The sequence below is a fragment of the Micromonospora sp. NPDC048986 genome, assembly GCF_040649335.1.
In the GTDB taxonomy this organism is placed as follows: Bacteria; Actinomycetota; Actinomycetes; order Mycobacteriales; family Micromonosporaceae; genus Micromonospora; species Micromonospora alfalfae.
In genome coordinates this window covers 472,659-488,025 of sequence record NZ_JBEZFJ010000003.1, presented here as the reverse complement: position 1 = coordinate 488,025, position 15,367 = coordinate 472,659, and the positions used below count along the sequence as shown (strand labels likewise).

The window sequence follows — 15,367 nt, the reverse complement described above, 5'->3', positions numbered from 1 at the left end:
GACGACGCGTGGGGTGGTGGCGATGACAGACGGAACACGCCCGCCCACACCGGTACCGTCCGCCGAGCCGGGTGTGTTGCGGCCGGTGCTCGGCCTGCTCCGCCGGTGGTGGCCGGTCGGCGCGGTCGCCGCACTGCTCGCCGGTGCCGCGTTGGCCTCCGCTCACTCGTCGATCGGAGCCAGTCGCATCCCGCCGGCCGCGGACAACGTTCCCTGGGTCCCCGAGTACCCGACCGCTGAGCCGTCACCGTCCATCCCGTTCGAGCCACGCGACGCCGGCGAGGCCACCCAGGCGCACATCCCGCAGTGGATCGGCACCGTGGCGGTGGTCCTGCTCGGGCTGGCCATCCTCACCGCGCTCGGCTACCTCACCTGGGTGCTGATCCGGGGCGCGCTGCGCCGTACCACCCGGGCGCTTCCTGCGCAGCGGGCCCGCCGTACCGCCGAGGGCACGGCCCGCGAGGTGGTCGCCGCCCTCGACGCCGGCCTGGTGGAGCTCGACGACCGGGACACCGACCCCCGGGTGGCGGTGATCGCCTGCTGGGTGCGCCTGGAGGAGACGGCCGCCGCTGCCGGGGTGCCGAGGCTAGCCGGAGACACCCCCACCGATCTGGTCAGCCGACTGTTGCAGGGTGACCCGGCGGCGGGCGTGCCGGCCATCGCCAGCACCGACGTGCTGGCCGAGTTCGCGCACGTCTACCGGGAGGCCCGGTACGCCACCCACCCGGTCGGCGAACGCACCCGGGACCAGGCCCGCGCCGCCCTCGGCCGGCTGCGCGGAGAGCTCACCGCGGCGGTGGCCTCATGAGCAGCACCAGCATCGACGACCTGCTCGCGTTCGAGGAGGAGGCCGCGCCGGTCGGTCCGCAGACGCGCCCGTCCCGATGGCGTCCGGTGCTGCGCTCGCTCGCGTGGGCCGCCGCGGTGGTCGCGGTCCTGCTGGTCGGCCTCCGCGCGGTGGGCCTCCAGGTCTCGCTGCCCGTACTGATCGCCGGGGTGCTGGCCGTGCTGGCGGTCCGCCGGGTCACCGCCCTGCTCGCGCCGCCACCCCCGCCGCCGCCGGCTCGCCGGGCCGGCGCGGGCGAAGAGGACGGCAACTACAACTGGGGCGCCCGGGACGCGCTGCGTGGCGCGATCAACCAGTGGGAACGGCCCCTGGACTGGTCCTCGAACCGAACCGAACGTTTCACCGAGGTGGTCCTTCCCCGGATCGGTGAACTGGCCGACGAGCGGATGCGGCTGAAGCACGGCGTCACCCGTGAGTCGGATCCCGCCCGCGCTCGCGTCCTGCTGGGTGACCGCCTGTGGACGTTCCTGGAGACCCCGCCTCGCCGCACCCCGTCGCCGCGCGACCTCGCGGTGATCGTCGCCGAACTGGAGAGCATCTGATGAACGACGTGGACCGGAGCATTGCCCCCGCCGAGGTCGGGCACCTGGCTCGGGCGGTCCTGGACGCGGTCGGCACCGTCGTGGTCGGCAAACGGGACGCGTTGGAGCTGGTCCTCGCCGGCATCCTGGCGGGCGGGCACGTGCTCCTGGAGGACCTGCCAGGCCTCGGTAAGACACTCACCGCCCGCTCGTTCGCCCAGGCCCTCGGGTTGGACTTCCGTCGGTTGCAGTTCACTCCCGACCTGCTCCCCGCCGACGTCACCGGCTCCTTCCTGTACGACCAACGCAACGGCGACTTCACCTTCCGGGCCGGCCCGGTCTTCACCAACCTGCTTCTCGCCGACGAGATCAACCGGACGCCGCCGAAGACCCAGTCCGCGCTGCTGGAGGCGATGCAGGAGAAGCAGGTGTCGGTCGAGGGTGTGACCTACAAGCTCGACGAGCCGTTCCACGTGCTGGCCACCGCCAACCCCATCGAGTACGAGGGCACCTACCCGCTGCCGGAGGCGCAGCTGGACCGGTTCCTGCTGCGGGTCTCGTTCGGTTACCCGCAGCACGAAGAGGAGTGGGAGGTGCTGCGCCGTCGGATGAGCCGTCGCCGGGAGGAGGCGGACATCAAGGCGGTCGTCGACGCGGCGACGCTGCGGGCCATGCAGGCCGCACTGGAGGACGTGGTGGTGGAGGACTCCATCGGCCGCTACATCGTGTCGCTCACCGCTGCCACCCGGGAGCACCCGTCGGTGCTGGTCGGCGCCTCACCTCGCGGTTCGCTGGCGCTGCTGCTGCTGGCCCGGGTCCGCGCGGTGTTCGGCGGACGGGACTACGTGGTGCCGGAGGACGTCAAGTCGGTGGCGGCGCCCGCCCTGGCCCACCGGATCACCCTGCGCCCGGAGATGTGGTTGCGCCGGGTCGACCCGGCGTTCGTGGTGGGCGAGGTGCTGGAGGCGACTCCCGCCCCGGCCAGTGGCGCGCTGCCCAGCTACGCCGCCGGCGGGCCCCGGCACTGATGACCGGACCGACAGTGCCGACTGCCGCCGAAGCGGAACCGGCTGCCGGCTGGGCGCCCACCCCGGCGCTCGGCCGCGCGGTGCTGCTCGCCGGCCTGCTGCTGGTGGCCGGGGTGCTGCTGGGCCGGGTGGACCTCGTAGTGCTCGCCGCCCCGTTCGCGTTGGGCACCGCGTACGCGCTGCGTCGACGGCCCACGGCGCTGCCACAGGTGTGGCTCAGCCAGGCCGACGGTGGGCCGCTGGTCGAGGGCGGTGACGTGGCGGCGGCGGTGAGCGTCGGCAACCCGGACACTGTCGACTACGACCTGGTGGTGATGCGGACCCGGGTGTCGCCGTGGCTGCGCATCGACAGGGCCGGCTTCGCCCGCGACGAGGCCGTCGACGACGGCGGGCCGAGCGCCACCCCGGAAACCGGTGCGACGGCTCCGGGCGACGGCGGACGTCGTTCGGTAGCGGACCGGCCGTTCGTGACCTCGGTGCCGGTCGGCGCCGCCGTGGACCTGGAACTGGCCGGCAAGGCCCTGCGCTGGGGCCGGCACCCGATCGGCCCCGCCGGTGCCCGGGTCGCCACCGCCGGGGGTCTGCTGGTCTCCCGGGCGGTGATCATCGAGCCGGTGCGGGTGCGGGTGTACCCCCGTACCGAGCCGTTCGAGGCGGTCGAGGCGATGCCCCGCGCCGCCGGCCTGGTCGGGGCGCACCACTCCCGCCGACCCGGAGAGGGCGGCGAGCTTGCCGGCGTACGCGTCTTCGCCCCCGGGGACCGGCTGCGTCGAATCGACTGGCGTGTCTCGTTGCGGGCCCGGCAGTTGCACGTGGCCGCCACCCTCTCCGACCGGGACGCGGAGGTGGTGGTGCTGCTCGACGTGCTCGCCGAGGCGGGCCGCTCCGGTGGGGTGGACGGTGCCGCGTCGGTGCTGGACACCACGGTCCGGGCCACCGCCGCGATCGCCGAGCACTACCTGCACCGTGGTGACCGGGTCTCGCTGCTGGAGTACGGGCCGGGGGCCCGCCGGCTCCGGCCGGCTGCCGGGCGGCGGCAGTACCTGACCGTCCTGGAGTGGTTGCTCGACGTCCGGGTCCACGCGTCCGCCCACGAACCGTACGACCAGGTCTTCGGCCCGCAGTTGCTCTCCTCGGACGCGTTGGTGGTGGTGCTCACCCCGCTGCTGGACGAACGGTCGGCGCAGATGCTCGCCCGGTTGGCCCGCGGTGGGCGGTTCGTGGTGGCGGTCGACACGCTGCCGGCCGACCTGGCGTCGCCGAAGGACCGGGGTTGGGCCGAGGTGGCGTACCGGCTGTGGCGTCTGGATCGGGAGATCATGATCGGGCAGCTCCGGGAGCACGGCGTACCGGTGGTGCGCTGGGCCGGTGCCGGCAGCCTGGACCAGGTGTTGCGGGACGTGGCCCGGTTGGCGACAGCCCCGAGGGTGGGTGGCCGGTGAGCGCGAGGAGTGTGCTTGCCAGCCGCGCGGCCGCGAACGGAAGGCGGGTGCGGTGAACGCTCTGGTGGAGCGGGTTCGGGCGGCACAGTACGCCGTCGCTCGCGTCAGTGTGGCCCCGCTGCTGGTCCGGGCCGGGATCTTCGTCATCGTGTTTGCCGGGTTCGCCCTGGCGTTCCCCGCCGAGGTGCTTTCCGGCCGGCCGGTCTTCTTTCTGGCGGTCGCGGCCCTGCTGCCCGCGTTCGGGCCGCGAAAGGTCTGGATGACCTTCACGGCGTTGGTCACTGTCGGCGGCTGGCTGCTCGCCACCGACGGGTACGGCCGTCCGGTCACGCTCTGGCGGCTGCTCGGCGTCGCGGCCCTGCTCTACCTGGGTCACACCCTGTGCGCGCTGGCCGCGCTGTTGCCCTATGACGCGATGGTGGACCCCGAGTTGATCACCCGGTGGTTGGCGCGGTCGGCCGCCGTGCTGTTGGGTTCCGCCGTGCTCGGCGTGCTGTTGTTGCAGGCGACGGGGACGGGTGGGGCCGCCGGACACCAGTGGGTGACAGTGCTGGGGCTGCTGGTGGCGGTGGGGGTGGCAGTGTTGCTGGGCTGGCTGCTGCGGCGTCGGTGACCACTGCGAGCCAAGGGTTACGCAGGTCACATGGGTTGTGCTCCGTCACAGATGGGGGGCGCGAGCGGGATTACCTGAGCCGGCCGGGGAAAGATAGACAACGTGAATCCGAAGCGGATCCTTGTGGTTGGTGCCGGGCACGTCGGTCTGTACGCGGCCCTGCGCCTGTCGAAGAAGCTCAGCTCCCGTGAGGCTGAGGTCATGGTGGTTGACCCCCAACCCCACATGACCTATCAGCCGTTCCTGCCCGAGGCGGCGGCGGGCAACATCTCCCCGCGGCACTCGGTGGTGCCGCTGCGGCGGGAGTTGCGCCGGTGCAAGATGGTGGCCGGCACGGTCACGCGGATCGAGCACGACCGCAAGGTGGCCACCGTGCAGCCGATCAGCGGCCCGGCCCGGGAGATCACCTACGACCACGTGATCGTGGCCCCGGGTTCGGTCTCCCGCACCCTGCCGATCCCCGGCCTGCACGAGCAGGGCATCGGGTTCAAGACCATCGGCGAGGCGATCTACCTGCGCAACCACGTGCTGGATCGGCTGGACGTGGCGGCTGCCACGCCGGATCCGGACGTCCGTCGTTCGGCGCTGACCTTCACCTTCGTCGGCGGTGGGTACGCCGGCATCGAGGCGCTCGCCGAGATGGAGGACATGGCTCGCGACGCCCTGCGCTACTACCCGGAGCTCAAGCAGGACGAGGTCCGCTGGGTGCTGGTCGAGGCCACCCAACGGGTGCTGCCCGAGGTCGACCGGGACATGGGTGCCTACACGGTGCAGCAGTTGCTGAAGCGCAACATGGACATCCGGCTGGACACCCGCCTGGAGTCCTGCGTCGACGGGGTGGTCAAGCTCTCCGACGGTGACAGCTTCCGCTCCGACACGATCGTCTGGACGGCCGGCGTGAAGCCGTCGCCGATGCTGGACTCGACCGACTTCCCGCGCGACGACCGTCGACGGATCACCTGCCTGCCCACGCTCCAGGTGGTCGACGGTGACCAGGTGCTTGAGGGTGCCTGGAGCGCCGGGGACTGCGCCGCCGTGCCGGACCTGACGAAGGAGCCGGGCAACTTCTGCTCGCCGAGCGCTCAGCACGCGGTGCGCCAGGCCGCTCGGATGGCCGACAACATCGCGGCGGTGATCCGGGGTCGCGAGCCGGTGGACTACAAGCACAAGCACGTGGGCAGCGTGGCGAGCCTCGGCCTGCACAAGGGCGTGGCCCAGGTGTACGGGATCAAGATGACCGGTTGGCCGGCCTGGGTGATGCACCGGACGTACCACATGAGCCGGATCCCGTCGTTCAACCGGAAGGTCCGCGTGGTGGTGGACTGGTCGTTGGCGTTCTTCCTCAAGCGCGAGGTGGTCGCCCTGGGCCAGCTGCACGACCCGCGCGAGGAGTTCGTCGAGGCGTCCCAGCCCGTCGGTGCGCCCCGCGTCTGACCGCCAACTGTACGAAGGGGCCCCTTCCCACCGTTTCCGGTGGGGCAGGGGCCCCTTGTCGTATCCGCTGTTCCGCTCAGACGCGCCAGGTCCAGGCGTCGGCGATGCGGGTGGCTGGGCCGTAGAGCTGTTCCAGGGTGGCGCGCAGGCTGTCCGCGTGGGGGGCGTCGTCGGTGAGCGCCACGCAGGAGGCGCCCCAGAAATCCGCGTCGCGGACCGCCTGGCGGCGCTGCTCGTCGCCGATGGCGGGCTGGTCGCCACGGCGGGCGACGTCCGCCAGTAGCGCCGAGGTGGGCTGCTTGAAGGTACCCATCGCCGCGCTGCCGCCCCTGCCGTACGGGCCGATGAAGAAGCCTTCCGGCAGCCCGAAAGCGGCGTCGGCGGCGGTCGCCCAGCGCATCGGCCAGGGCTCCTTCGGGGTGGGCAGTGGCACCGGGACCAGCACCCCGCCCGGCGGCACGCACTGCCGCCAGTGGCCGCCGGTGATGAACTCCGGCACGGCGGGTCGTCCGGCGGTCGGCAGGGGGGTCGGGAAGATCGGCAGCAGCGCCACGCCGACGGCCAGGGGCACCAGCCGCCGCGCCCGCCCGGAGCTGCGCAGGGCCCGGTCGACAGCGAGCACCAGCAGCGTCGCGACGATTGGCAGCAACGCCAGCGCGAACCGCATCGGCAACGCCCCGTCCACCACCGGCAGCCCTCCGATCACCGCGTACGGGCCGGGGATCGCCGTCCTGGTGCCGCCGAGCACCACCTCCGGGCCGAGCGAGAGCGCCCCCATCACCAGGCCCGCCACGACGCAGGCGAAGACCAGCCGGCGTCGCCCGGCCCAGATCGCGCAGACCGCGGTGACCAGCAGCAGTGGCCAGCCGAGGAACGTGTTGTACTCGGCGGGGCCGGTGGTCAGCCGGGCGGATGCGTCGCTGCCGGCGACCGACAGCGGGGACAGCGTCCACCAACTGCTCAGGTCGGCGGAGAAGTAGGCCGGGGTGAACATCCCGTCGGCGACTCCCTGCGGCCCGGCGAACTGGAACCACAGCGGATAGCCGAGCACCAGCAGGGCGAGCCCGGCGGCGATCGCCAACCCGCCGGCGAACCCGGGGAGCGCCCGGCGGGCCAGGTCCCGGTCCGACACCGCGTAGCTGACCGCCATCACCAGCAGCGTGATCGCGGCGAGGAAGAGCACCTCCTCGCCGATGAAGACCTGTGCGCTGACCGCGCCGGCCAGCCCGGCCGCGGAGGTGAACATCAGCCGACGGTCCGGCCCGGTGGTGCGGGTACGGCCGGTCTCGTCGGGTGTCCCGGGCCCGGGGTCGGCCGCCCGGAGCAGCCGGACCACCAGCCAGACGATCACCGGCACCAGCCACTGGGCGGTCATGTGCAGGTGGCTGTTGGTCTGCGAGACCATGCCGGGCCCGAATCCACACAGCCCGCCGCCGAGCGCGGCGGCCACCCGGCGGGCGCGCAGCGTCCGGTGGAACAGCAGGTACCAGGCGAGTGCGGTGCCGGCGAGGTTGCCGGCGGCGAGCAGCGCGAAGGTGACAGGTGCGCCCAGCAGCAGGGTGACCGGCGAGAAGAGGACGCCGAGGGCGATCACAGTGGTGTTTGTCATCAGGTTCACGCCGTCGGGCGCGTTGAGCCGGTCGGTGAGCAGGTCGAAGTCGCCGAGCAGCGCGCGGGCGTCCACCGCCAGGAACCACTCGTAGAGGGCCTGGTCCTCCGGGTTGAGCGCCAGGATTCGGGCGCCCGGGTCGGGCCACAGCCCGTGGGTGAGCCAGCCGGCCAGCACCGCGAAGAGCAGTGCGGCCAGCAGGTCCGCCCGGTGGCGGCGGACGGCGGCCAGCAGCCGGGTGGCCCGGGGCCGGCGGTTGACCTGATCGGCGAGGCGGAATGCCTGCTCAGGGGCGGCGTCGGGGGCCGTGGGGGCTGCGCTGCTCACGGCATCGACCCTAATGTGGCCAGGCCGGCGGGGTACGCCGGGTCGCCGCAGACCGGCTACGGTGACACTGCACCAGGCGTGTCGGCGCGCCGGTGCCACTCGCCCGGGTGGTGGAAAGGCAGACACGGCCGCCTTAAAAGCGGCTGCCGAAAGGCGTGCGGGTTCGACCCCCGCCCCGGGCACCGGTCGACTCACACATTCTCATTCGTGATCTCCAGGACTTGGCTCTGCCGTTTACTCTTGGAGGGCACGTTCACGTGCAAACGACCCCCTGAGGGAGGCCAGACAGTGAAGACCTCGAACCCGGTGCTCGCCCGGCTCGGCCAAGCGGCCGAGCGGGAGCGCTCCGCCGGGTACGCCCCGGCCGGGCCGTACGGACAGCCCGGCATTCCCCAGCAGTACCCGTCCCAGGCCGACTACCCGGCCGCGCCGCCGACCGTGGCACCGATGACCGTCGACGACGTGGTCGTCAAGACTGTCGCTCTGCTCGGCATTCTCGGCATCACGGCTGCGGCCGCCTGGGTGCTCGTGCCCGACGCGCTGGTCAGTACCGCCTGGGTCGGCGCCGCGGTGGTCGGCCTGGTGCTCGGCTTGATCATCTCGTTCTCCCGGATGGCCAACCCGGCGCTCGTGATCGCGTACGCGGTCGTCGAGGGTGTCTTCGTCGGCATGGTCAGCAAGGCGTTCGAGACTGCCTACGACGGCATCGTGCTCCAGGCCGCCGCAGCCAGCTTCGGCATCTTCTTCCTGATGGCGATGCTCTACCGGGCGAAGGTCATCCGGGCCACCCCGGCCTTCGTCAAGGGCATGATCGCCGTGATGGTCGGCCTCTTCGCGGTCATGATGATCAACCTGGTGCTGGCGCTGTTCGGCGTCAACACCGGCCTGCGCGACGGCAGCCCGCTCGCCATCGGCTTCAGCCTGGTCTGCATCGTGGTCGCCTCGCTGAGCTTCGTGCTCAGCTTCAAGGAGATCGAGGACGGCGTCCGGATGGGCCTGCCCCAGCGCTACTCCTGGGTGGCCGCGTTCGGCATCCTGGTCAGCCTGGTCTGGCTCTACATCGAGATCCTGCGCCTGCTGAGCTACTTCCAGGGCGACGACTGACCTCGTCCGCACTGCCGACCGGCGCCCGTCCCCACTCCGGTGGGGGCGGGCGCCGTCGTCCGCGCCGTTTGCCCGCCGCCGCCGGTCCGCCCGGGGCAGAGTGACTGCGAGGGGGGTACGCGGGCGAAGGAGGCGGCGGTGCGCAGCAACAACCCGGTGCTCAACCGGCTGGACGAAACCGGCCGGGTGGAGGCCCGGGTGCTCGGCGCCCGTGACGTCGAGCCGATGACGGTCGACGACGTGGTGGTCCGTACCGTCGGGTTGCTGCTGGTGACCGGCGTTGCCGCGGCGGTGTCCTGGGCGGTGATCCCCGACGCGGTGTGGCTGGGCGCCGCGCTGGCCGGCAGCGCGCTCGCCTCGATCGCGCTGGTCCTGGTCATCTCGTTGCGAGCGATCACCAACCCGGTGCCGATCGTCGGCTACGCCATCCTCCAGGGGCTGCTGCTGGGGGTGGCGAGCCGCACCTTCGAGCAGGTCTATCCGGGCATCGTGGTGCAGGCGGTGGCCGGCACCTTCGGCGTGTTCCTCGGCATGGCGGCGCTCTACCGGGCCCGGGTGATCCGGGCGACGCCCCGCCTGGCCCGCCTGGTGATCGGCACCCTGCTCGGCATCGCCGTGCTCAGCGTGGTCAACCTGGTGTCGTACCTGATCAGCGGGCGGCCGGGCCTGGCGGGCTACAGCGTCAGCGGGGAGGTCGGCTGGCTGCCGTACGCCATCTCGGTGGTGGCCATCATCGCCGGGGCGTTCAGCTTCATCCTCGACTTCGATCTCGTCGAGCGCTCGGTGCGAGACGGCCGAGCCCGTCGGTACGCGTGGCTGAGCGCGTTCGGCCTGCTCACCGGGTTGGTCTTCCTCTACTGGCAGTTGCTGCGGCTGCTCAGTTACCTGCGCCGCTGACCGGGCCGACCCGGCCGTAGACTCGGCGGCGATGAGCGCAGCGGAGTTGGACAAGGCCGTGCAGTTGCTGGTGCGTCAGATCGCGCACTGGCAGCAGCCCCGGTGGGCGGCGGTCGCGACCGTCGGCAACGTGTCCCGCGCCGACCTGGTGCACCGCCTGGTGCAGGAGGTCGCCAACCTGGCCGCCGACGCCGAGGGGGAGCCCCGTCGGGTGGTGCCCCGGCTCGACAACGACCTGGCCCTACCCGATCAGTTGCGGGTGGTCACGGCGGACCTGCTGGCCGCCGACCCGGGGGCCGAGGCGCTGACCCGGGCCGCCGCCGAAGTGACGGCGACCCGCAGCGCGCTCTGAGAGCGGGGCAGCTCAGCTGAGCCGTTCCAGCACCATGGCCATGCCCTGGCCACCGCCCACGCACATGGTCTCCAGACCGATGGTCTTGTCGTGCCACTCCAGCGCGTTGAGCAGCGTGCCGGTGATCCGGGCACCGGTCATGCCGAACGGGTGGCCGACGGCGATGGCCCCGCCCATCACGTTCAGCTTCTCCTCCGGGATGCCCAGCTCGCGGTAGGAGGGGATGACCTGCGCGGCGAACGCCTCGTTGATCTCGACGAGGTCGACGTCGTCGATGGTCATGCCGGCTCGGCGCAGCGCCTGCCGGGACGCCTCGACCGGCCCGAGACCCATGATCTCCGGCGACAGGGCTGTCACACCGGTCGACACGATCCGGGCCAGTGGGGTGAGCCCGAGTTCCTCGGCCCGCTGGGCGCTCATCACCACCACGGCGGCGGCGCCGTCGTTGAGCGGGCAGCAGTTGCCGGCGGTGATTCGACCGTCCGGGCGGAACACCGGCTTCAGCCCGGCGACCGCGTCGAGTGTGACGCCGGCCCGGGGCCCGTCGTCGGTGCTCACCACTGTGCCGTCCGGCGTGGTGACCGCTGTGATCTCCCGGGCCCAGAAACCATCGGTGATGGCCTTCTCGGCGAGGTTCTGGCTGCGTACACCGAACTCGTCCATGTCGGCGCGGGTGACGTCGTACACCTGGGCCAGGTTCTCCGCGGTCTGCCCCATGGTCAGGTAGATGTCGGGCAGCTCGCCGGCCTCACGCGGGTCGGTCCACACCTCGGCACCGCCCTGCGCGCGGCGCTTCGAGCGCTCACCGGCCGGCCCGAAGCGGGGGTTCTCCCAGCCGCCGCCGACCAGCGCCTGCGCCTCGGGCGGCAGCCCGTCGGAGCTGCCCCGGGCGTAGCGGGAGACCATCTCCACCCCGGCGGAGACGAACACATCGCCCTCGCCGGCCCGGATGGCGTGCATCGCCATCCGGGTCGTCTGCAACGAGGAGGCGCAGTAGCGGGTCAGTGTGGCGCCGGGGACAGTGTCCAGACCGAGGAGGGTGGACACCACCCGGGCCATGTTGAAGCCCTGCTCGCCGCCGGGCAGGCCGCAGCCGAGGTAGAGGTCGTCGATCGTTGTCGGATCGAGCGCGGGGATCTTGTCCAGCGCGGCCTGGACGATTGTCGCGGCGAGGTCGTCGGAGCGGACGTCGCGCAGGGAACCCTTGTGCGCCCGGCCGATGGGGGAGCGGGCGGTGGCGACGATGACGGCGTCGCGGGACGACTCAATCGGCATGGACCAACGTTAACCCGCCGGTAACATGGCGCGGAAGAAGCCGGCGCGGCGGGAAATGTCACCCTGGCCCGGGGGCGATCTAGCGCCGGGTCGTGGCCGCCGCCGCGGCGACGATGGCGGGCAGCAGCGCGTGCGCCCACACCCGGTAGCCGTCGGCGGAGGGGTGGAAGCCGTCCTGGCAGAGTGTCCCGGCGTCGGCTCGGAACACCGGCCCGGTCTCGGTGGCCAGGTCGACCACCGCGCCGCCCGCCTCCAGCACGGCAGTGGTCTGCGCGCGGGCCACCCGACGCCCGGACCAGCCGACCACCTGCCGCAGCGGCGGCGCGATGGCACGCACGGCCCCGAGGTCCGGGCAGGTGCCCACCACCACCTCGACGCGCGCCTCGCGCAGGCGGTGCACCGCCGCGCCGAGGTAGGCCGCCGCGTCGGAGGGTCGGCGCAGCCCGGTGGCGTCGTTCGCGCCGATCAGGATCAACGCCACGTCGGGCCGCTCGCCGAGCAGCGCCCGGGCCACCTGGGTGGCGAGGTCCGTCGAGCGGGACCCGGAGACGCCGACGCTGGACAGGTGCACCCGGCGGCCGGTCGGGCCCTCGGCGAGCAGGTTGGCCAACTGCCCGCCGATGGTGTCCTCCAGACGGTCGACACCGACTCCCAGTGCCGACGAGTCGCCAAGCAACACCAGTCGCAGCGGGGAAGCGCCCGCCCGGCCGACAGTGGCGCGCAGGGCAAGGCCGAGCTCCGGTTCGGCGTAGCGTCGGTGCCGGGCGATGAACGCCTCACCCGCGAGGACGGCGGCGCCCCCGACGGTGCCGGCGAACAGCGAGATCGCCGCCGCCCGACCCAGTCGGCCGGCGAGGCCGGAGGTCACGCTCCGTGCGCTGCGCTCGTTCATGCCAGTCCCTCCACTGTCGAGGTGTCCGAGGCGGAGCCGTGCTGCGGCACCGCGCCGACACCGAAGAACGCCCGTCGGCGTAGCTGCGCCCAACGGCCGGCCGGCCCTCGGTCGCGGCCCCGGACCTGGACGCCGCTGACCTCCGTGCCGGCGTGTCGCGCCGCCTCCTGCGCGGCCTTCGGCAGCGACCGTACGCCGTCCCGGCGCGTCGGTGTGGCCCGTCGTTCCGGCGTCGCGCCGAGGGCGGACAGCATCGTCGGTAGGAGCGCGGCGGCGGCCATCGCGTACCCCTCGGCGGAGGGGTGGAACCGGTCCCACGCGAACATCCGGGTCGGCTCGGCCGCGAACCGGGGGCCGAGCAGGTCACCGAGGGAGACCGTCCAGCCACCCGCCTCGACCACCGCCACCGTCTGGGCGGCCGCGAGCTGGCGGCTCCAGCGGTGCGCCAGCCAGCGCAGAGGTGGCTGGATCGGGCGGATCGCGCCCAGGTCGGGGCAGGTGCCGACGACCACCTCGCACCCCGCGTCGCGCAGGGTGTGCACCGCCTCGACCAGGTAGCGCACCGCCAGGCCGCGCGGGGTGCGGTTGGTGATGTCGTTGCCGCCGATGAGGATCACCGCGATGTCGGGTCGGCACTCCAGCGCCGCCTCCACCTGGTGGCGCAGCGCCGCCGAGATCGCGCCGACCACCGCGAAGCGGTGCAGCCGCACCGGCCGGTGCAGTCGACGGGACAGGCCGGTGGCGAGCAGCGCCCCGGGCGTCTCCCGACGGCGGTGCACCCCGTAACCGGCCGCCGACGAGTCACCGAGCACGACCATGGTCAGTGCCGGACCGGGGAACTTCGCGCCGTACATCCCGTCGCAGCGGGGCGGCGGCGCCTCGGCCATCGGGATGGTCCGTCGAGCCTGGCGGGCCTGGCCGACCAGCACACCGCCGGTCGCCACAGCGGCCGCCGCGGTGGCGCCTGTCCCGATGGCGGCCAGCCTGACGAACCGCCGGGCCTGCCGCCAGCGCTCACCACCGGGTACGACGGAATGTGCCACCCCCATACCGCGACATTATCGCGCTGGCCCGACACAGCGCTGTCGTCGTGACGGCACCCGGGTGCCTGGAAACCGACGCGACGGGGTACCTGGGTTACCGAGGCCGGCCGACTTGCGCCGACCCGCCACGCTGATCCGGCGGAGAGGAGCGCGACGATGGGTAAGACACTGAAGCGCAGCGCGGCGTTCACGGCCCTGGCGCGGGCCCTGGCGGCCGGGGCGCGCAACGGGCCGTCGATCGGCACGCGGTTGGCCGCGCTGCCCCGGATGATCAGGGCCACCACCAAGGGCGAGTACGACGGCGGCCTTCGGCTGGCCCTGATGACCGCGGCGACCGCGTACATCGTCTCGCCGATCGACCTGCTTCCGGAGATCCCGCTGGCGATCTTCGGGCTGGCCGACGACGCGGTAATGATCACCTGGTTGGCCGGCAGCGTGCTCGCCGAGACCGACAGGTTCCTGGAGTGGGAGGCCCGCCGCAGCTCGGTCATCCCCGGGGGGTTGGTGCCCTGACGACACGTACGCTGGGCGGTGAGCGAACGTCTTCCTGGCCGCCACCGCCGGCGCCGCAACGAAGGGCACACCGTGCAGTACTACGACAACGTCGTCGACATGATCGGAAACACCCCGCTGGTGCGTCTGCGTAACGTCACCGAGGGCATCCAGGCCACCGTGCTGGCCAAGGTGGAGTACGTCAACCCGGGCGGCTCGGTGAAGGACCGGATCGCGCTGCGGATGGTGGAGGACGCCGAGGCGGCCGGCCTGCTCAAGCCCGGCGGCACCATCGTCGAGCCGACCAGCGGCAACACCGGCGTCGGGTTGGCCCTGGTGGCCCAGCTCAAGGGCTACAAGTGCGTCTTCGTCTGCCCCGACAAGGTCAGCCAGGACAAGCAGGACGTGCTCCGGGCGTACGGCGCCGAGGTGGTGGTCTGCCCGACCGCCGTCGCGCCTGAGGACCCGCGCTCGTACTACAACGTCTCCGACCGGCTGACCAGGGAGATCCCCGGCGCCTGGAAGCCCGACCAGTACAGCAACCCGGCCAACCCGCGCTCGCACTACGAGACGACCGGCCCGGAGCTGTGGAAGCAGACCGACGGCGAGCTCACCCACTTCGTGACCGGCGTCGGCACCGGCGGCACCATCTCCGGCATCGGCAGGTACCTCAAGGAGGCGTCCGAGGGTCGGGTGCGCATCGTCGGGGCCGACCCGGAGGGCTCTGTCTACTCCGGTGGCACCGGCCGCCCGTACCTGGTGGAGGGCGTCGGCGAGGACTTCTGGCCGGAGACGTACGACCGCGGTGTCGCCGACGAGATCGTGGAGGTCTCCGACAAGGCGTCCTTCGAGATGACCCGGCGACTGGCCCGTGAGGAGGGGCTGCTGGTCGGCGGTTCCTGCGGCATGGCGGTGGTCGCCGCCCTGGAGGTCGCCCGCCGGGCCGGCCCTGACGACGTGGTGGTGGTGCTGCTGCCCGACGGCGGTCGTGGCTACCTCTCCAAGATCTTCAACGACTCGTGGATGGCCCGGTACGGCTTCCTCGACAACTCGGGCGCGGAGCCGACGGTGGCCGACGCGCTGGCCAGCAAGCCGGGCGGGCTGCCCGAACTGGTGCACGTGCACCCGACCGAGACCGTCCGCGACGCGATCGACTACATGCGCGAGTACGGCGTCTCGCAGCTGCCGGTGCTCAAGGCCGAGCCGCCCGTGGTGACCGGTGAGGTCGCCGGCTCGATCGCCGAGCGGGACCTGCTCGATGCGCTGTTCACCGGCCAGGCCCACCTGCACGACACGATCGAGCGGCACATGGGCGACCCGCTGCCGATGATCGGTGGTGGCCAGCCGGTGAGCGAGGCGGTGGGCATGCTGGAGAAGTCCGACGCCGCCCTGGTCCTGGTGGACGGCAAGCCCAAGGGCGTCCTGACCCGCCAGGACCTCCTGTCCCACCTAGGCGCCCACTAACCCCCCCGCCCACACCCCACACCCCAC

The 15,367-nt window shown here is 72.6% G+C and carries 15 protein-coding genes and 1 tRNA gene; 12 read left to right on the top strand and 4 right to left on the bottom strand.

Annotated elements, in window-relative coordinates; genetic code table 11:
• Nucleotides 1–22 precede the first annotated feature (22 nt).
• From AB0B94_RS10095 to AB0B94_RS10070, 6 genes are all read left to right on the top strand, one after another.
• Nucleotides 23–808 (top strand): DUF4129 domain-containing protein, encoded by a 786-nt coding sequence (locus tag AB0B94_RS10095; RefSeq protein WP_357270953.1) that lies wholly within the window; start codon nt 23–25, stop codon nt 806–808.
• Entirely contained in the window at nt 805–1,389 is a 585-nt protein-coding gene (locus AB0B94_RS10090; RefSeq protein ID WP_357270950.1) for a hypothetical protein, read from the top strand. The genes AB0B94_RS10095 and AB0B94_RS10090 overlap by 4 nt, the downstream gene beginning before the upstream one ends.
• Nucleotides 1,389–2,396 (top strand): MoxR family ATPase, encoded by a 1,008-nt coding sequence (locus tag AB0B94_RS10085; RefSeq protein WP_091394243.1) that lies wholly within the window; start codon nt 1,389–1,391, stop codon nt 2,394–2,396. The genes AB0B94_RS10090 and AB0B94_RS10085 overlap by 1 nt, the downstream gene beginning before the upstream one ends.
• The gene (locus tag AB0B94_RS10080) at nt 2,396–3,838 is read left to right on the top strand and encodes a DUF58 domain-containing protein (RefSeq protein WP_357270948.1); all 1,443 of its coding nucleotides are present in this window, start codon (nt 2,396–2,398) and stop codon (nt 3,836–3,838) included. The genes AB0B94_RS10085 and AB0B94_RS10080 overlap by 1 nt, the downstream gene beginning before the upstream one ends.
• A 52-nt stretch (nt 3,839–3,890) precedes the next feature.
• Nucleotides 3,891–4,451, top strand: a complete 561-nt coding sequence (locus AB0B94_RS10075; protein ID WP_357270945.1) for a hypothetical protein — start codon at nt 3,891–3,893, stop codon at nt 4,449–4,451.
• A gap of 102 nt (nt 4,452–4,553) precedes the next feature.
• The gene (locus tag AB0B94_RS10070; protein ID WP_357270942.1) at nt 4,554–5,885 is read left to right on the top strand and encodes an NAD(P)/FAD-dependent oxidoreductase; all 1,332 of its coding nucleotides are present in this window, start codon (nt 4,554–4,556) and stop codon (nt 5,883–5,885) included.
• A gap of 76 nt (nt 5,886–5,961) precedes the next feature.
• On the opposite strand, the gene AB0B94_RS10065 is transcribed toward AB0B94_RS10070, so the two are convergent.
• On the bottom strand, nt 5,962–7,821 hold the full coding sequence (locus AB0B94_RS10065; RefSeq protein ID WP_357270939.1) for a hypothetical protein: 1,860 nt from the start codon (nt 7,819–7,821) through the stop codon (nt 5,962–5,964).
• Between the two features lie 101 nt (nt 7,822–7,922).
• Between AB0B94_RS10065 and AB0B94_RS10060 the strand changes: the two genes are divergently transcribed.
• The 4 genes from AB0B94_RS10060 (at nt 7,923) to AB0B94_RS10045 (ending at nt 10,174) form a co-directional block, all read left to right on the top strand.
• Nucleotides 7,923–8,003: transfer RNA gene (locus AB0B94_RS10060), tRNA-Leu, on the top strand.
• Nucleotides 8,004–8,109: 106 nt separating this feature from the next.
• Nucleotides 8,110–8,925: a Bax inhibitor-1/YccA family protein gene (locus tag AB0B94_RS10055; protein ID WP_238666667.1), complete on the top strand. Its 816-nt coding sequence runs from the start codon at nt 8,110–8,112 to the stop codon at nt 8,923–8,925.
• Between the two features lie 138 nt (nt 8,926–9,063).
• Nucleotides 9,064–9,822 carry a Bax inhibitor-1/YccA family protein gene (locus AB0B94_RS10050; protein WP_357270936.1) on the top strand — a complete coding sequence of 253 codons (759 nt, stop codon included), beginning with the start codon at nt 9,064–9,066 and terminating at the stop codon, nt 9,820–9,822.
• Between the two features lie 31 nt (nt 9,823–9,853).
• Nucleotides 9,854–10,174, top strand: a complete 321-nt coding sequence (locus AB0B94_RS10045) for a hypothetical protein (protein WP_357270933.1) — start codon at nt 9,854–9,856, stop codon at nt 10,172–10,174.
• Between the two features lie 12 nt (nt 10,175–10,186).
• Here AB0B94_RS10045 and AB0B94_RS10040 read toward each other — a convergent pair whose 3' ends face one another.
• From AB0B94_RS10040 to AB0B94_RS10030, 3 genes are all read right to left on the bottom strand, one after another.
• Nucleotides 10,187–11,449, bottom strand: a complete 1,263-nt coding sequence (locus tag AB0B94_RS10040) for an acetyl-CoA C-acetyltransferase (protein WP_357270930.1) — start codon at nt 11,447–11,449, stop codon at nt 10,187–10,189.
• A gap of 79 nt (nt 11,450–11,528) precedes the next feature.
• Nucleotides 11,529–12,341 carry an SGNH/GDSL hydrolase family protein gene (locus AB0B94_RS10035; RefSeq protein WP_357270927.1) on the bottom strand — a complete coding sequence of 271 codons (813 nt, stop codon included), beginning with the start codon at nt 12,339–12,341 and terminating at the stop codon, nt 11,529–11,531.
• Complete coding sequence (locus AB0B94_RS10030) at nt 12,338–13,390, bottom strand: SGNH/GDSL hydrolase family protein (protein ID WP_357270924.1); 1,053 nt, start codon at nt 13,388–13,390, stop codon at nt 12,338–12,340. Before AB0B94_RS10030 ends, AB0B94_RS10035 begins: the two co-directional genes overlap by 4 nt.
• A 150-nt stretch (nt 13,391–13,540) precedes the next feature.
• Here AB0B94_RS10030 and AB0B94_RS10025 point away from each other — a divergent pair, with 150 nt between their 5' ends.
• Together AB0B94_RS10025 and AB0B94_RS10020 are read left to right on the top strand one after the other, a co-directional pair.
• Entirely contained in the window at nt 13,541–13,897 is a 357-nt protein-coding gene (locus AB0B94_RS10025) for a YkvA family protein (RefSeq protein ID WP_091394216.1), read from the top strand.
• Between the two features lie 72 nt (nt 13,898–13,969).
• Nucleotides 13,970–15,340, top strand: a complete 1,371-nt coding sequence (locus tag AB0B94_RS10020) for a cystathionine beta-synthase (protein ID WP_357271044.1) — start codon at nt 13,970–13,972, stop codon at nt 15,338–15,340.
• Nucleotides 15,341–15,367 lie beyond the last annotated feature (27 nt).